Genomic DNA, 2,795 nt, shown 5'->3' with positions numbered 1-2,795 from the left:
CGAAGCTGTTTTTTTCGATTGTTTGGTAAACAATCCAGTTTTGAGCTTCTTCTGAATATCGCATTTTATAAATAAAATAATAGGATTTCTTTACGGATTCAGGCTCTTCAGCCGCATCAGCCTTCATCCAGGCGCTGCTGTAATTTTCCTGAACGGACGCCTCTGCAAAAAACTGCCCGTTTTCTTCTGTGGTGGTAACCGCTGAAGCATCGAATACCATGTTAAGGATCCTGCCCCTGTATACGGTATTCCGCCTCATCAGGTCTTCAATAGTCTTGATCGTTTCACTGCGTTTTGGGTCTTCCACATTTTGAAGGTAGCTTGAATCTAAGTAAGTGATCGCATTTACATAGGATTGGTTGAATTCGAAAATGCTTTCAAAGATTTCATTATGGACGGCATTCTCCTGATCAGGAAATTCAAGCGTAACGCGGTCATCTGCTCTAGCAGTCGCTTCTTCTGAAAGGATACTGCCCCAAGGATAATGAATTTCACCTTGAATGGTTAATTCAGTTTCTTCTGGAAGAGGTCCGATTTTAATTTCCTTCTCTTGCACTTGTTCTGCATAAAGTTCTTCATTTACATATAAGTCCATACCAACTTGAGGTACGCTGACGGTTACATATTTATCAGTAAAAGCCAAGGAAAAGTTATCGGCAGGCGAACTCCACACAGTGATTGTTTGATCAGTCTCAAATGAGCCGAAACTGTTGCTTTTTTCTGCTCTTAAAACGAATATGCCAGGAAGCACATTTTTCACTTCCATTTTTCCATCTTCACCTGCAGCCACTTCGTTACCGTTAACGAACAGCTTAGCCTCCTTGTCGGCTGTCACAAAAAATGCGACAGGATGGATGACCATTTCATATTGATCGATAAACTTCCACTTTTTTTCTTTTAATCTTTTAATTTCAAAAATAAAAGGCGCTGTACGGCTCCCTTTAAGCAATGCTTTCTCTTGTTTTTCAATATTTCTGTACACTTTGTTTAAAATGTCGGGCGATGATTTCAGGTGCTCTGACAGTGTTCTTGCTTCTGATTCCGTCAGTGCAGTATGTGTAACTGAGTTAACTGTGATTTTGGAAAGTGTTTTGGCATCATTTTCTTTTAATGCATTGAGAAACGGCTCTGAAACTCGAGTTGGATTGGATTCCTTCTCGATATAAAACCAAGCTCCTGCAATGCAGGCTGAAAGGATAAGAAGCAATAAACCAAGAGACACAAAAAGAGGTTTTTTTCTTCTGGTTTTTGTCCTTTTTGATTCTTGTTGGATGTTGACAAGAGTGCAGTTATGGCCAGGGAAATCTTGCTGTCCGCATATTTTGCAATAGGAGGAGATAGATAAAGGGTTGGCTGTTTCGGGAAGTTCTTGTTCAGATTGATCAATCTCTGCTATGTGGAGAGGACGGACTTCCGCGCATACGTGCTCTTCGGATGAGAATATTTCCATCCCGCATCCTTTGCAGAAAAAGGTTGATTCCTGATTATTGGGCTCTGCCGTCGGTACTGTTTTTATTCCGCAGTTTTTACAGAATGATGAATTGCTGCCGATGGTATTTCCACAATGCTTGCAATATCTCAAGCTCTCACCTCACATTCATTTCGTTTACTGACTATGTCCTCCTTTCTCATCTTTACGATTTTATTCCTTGCTGCAGTTAATTAGTACAACCTTTGGGCCATGCAATGAACGGAAATAGTTTGTCTTTGTTCAAAGTTAAAATTCTTCGACTAAGTCACTGTCTGTTACAATAATAGTTAGAAAGGCTAGGAGGAAAGCTCATGCTCTATATCGCGAAAGCTTTGTTATATGTAGTGTTTGCCGTGATGGCAGGCACATTTGTTCTGTATTCTGTTTCACCTGAAAAAAGGCCAGGTATATCGGTTCCTAAAAATATCATCCTTGCATGCATCATACTCGTTCCGGTACTTGCAATTGGCCCGCTGGTTCAGACGGCTTTAATGCTTAGTGAGGATTTCGGCTTTTATGAATCGTTCTCCAGCATCTTGACCACTTTTGAAGTCGGACATGGATGGATGATCGTAACGGGTGTCTCTTTTCTGCTCTTTTTTCTTAATGTGTTTAATGATGTGCGTGAAGACAGGTTTTTTGCTGTTTTATCCCTTTTCTTGATGGCGGTAATAGGTGCCGCTCAAGGATACGCAAGCCATGCGGCATCCTTAAACGATGCCGGCGGGATGGCCGCGCATACGCTCCATTTTCTTGCAGTCTCCGTATGGACAGGTGTCCTCCTCGTTGCAGGATGGTCAGCGAAAAACGAGGAACGGTTTACCGCTTTTTATAAATGGTTTACACCACTGGCGATCATATGCCTTGCAGTCGTCATCGGTGCCGGATTATGGCTCATGAAATACATAGTTCCGGAGTATTATAATTCATGGATTCTGTCATACGGACAAGCATTGCTCATAAAACATGTCTTGCTCGTCTCCGTCGTTTTTTACAGTCTCATCAATGGTGTCTGGATAGCACGAAAGCTGAAAAACGGCAGCGAGTTCAGACCGCTGAAGTGGATAAAAGCAGAAAGCGTCGTCATGGTTCTTATCTTCGCGGCAACCGCAGTTATGGGTCAGCAGATTCCGCCTCATTCCATCGAAGAAACGTTAAAGACGACAAAGCCTTCACCACTGTTCACGTTCTTTTATGAAGGGGCCGTCACGCCGCAGACCGATCTTTTCTTGAAATCATCACCTGCAGCCATCGGCTTGGCAGCACTTGCGGCAGCTTGGTTTATGTTTGCTTTTTACATGATCAGAAAAAATAGATCCTGGCC

Annotated in this window: 2 protein-coding genes; one reads left to right on the top strand and one right to left on the bottom strand. The window is 42.4% G+C overall.

Annotation, left to right across the window (positions count from 1 at the left end; genetic code table 11):
* The coding region (locus CGZ90_RS17885) for a TcaA 3rd/4th domain-containing protein (protein ID WP_094253904.1) at window positions 1-1,450 on the bottom strand (1,450 nt) is incomplete at its 3' end.
* Between the two features lie 332 nt (window positions 1,451-1,782).
* On the opposite strand from CGZ90_RS17885, the gene CGZ90_RS17880 reads away from it, so the two are divergent.
* Window positions 1,783-2,795, top strand: a 1,013-nt coding sequence (locus tag CGZ90_RS17880; RefSeq protein ID WP_094253903.1) for a copper resistance D family protein, incomplete at its 3' end; no start/stop codon positions are given.

Origin of the sequence: Fictibacillus aquaticus, assembly GCF_002245695.1 — a bacterium.
GTDB classification, from domain to species: Bacteria; Bacillota; Bacilli; order Bacillales; family Fictibacillaceae; genus Fictibacillus; species Fictibacillus aquaticus.
Note: the sequence above shows the minus strand (reverse complement) of the source record. Positions and strands in the feature narration are given on the sequence as shown.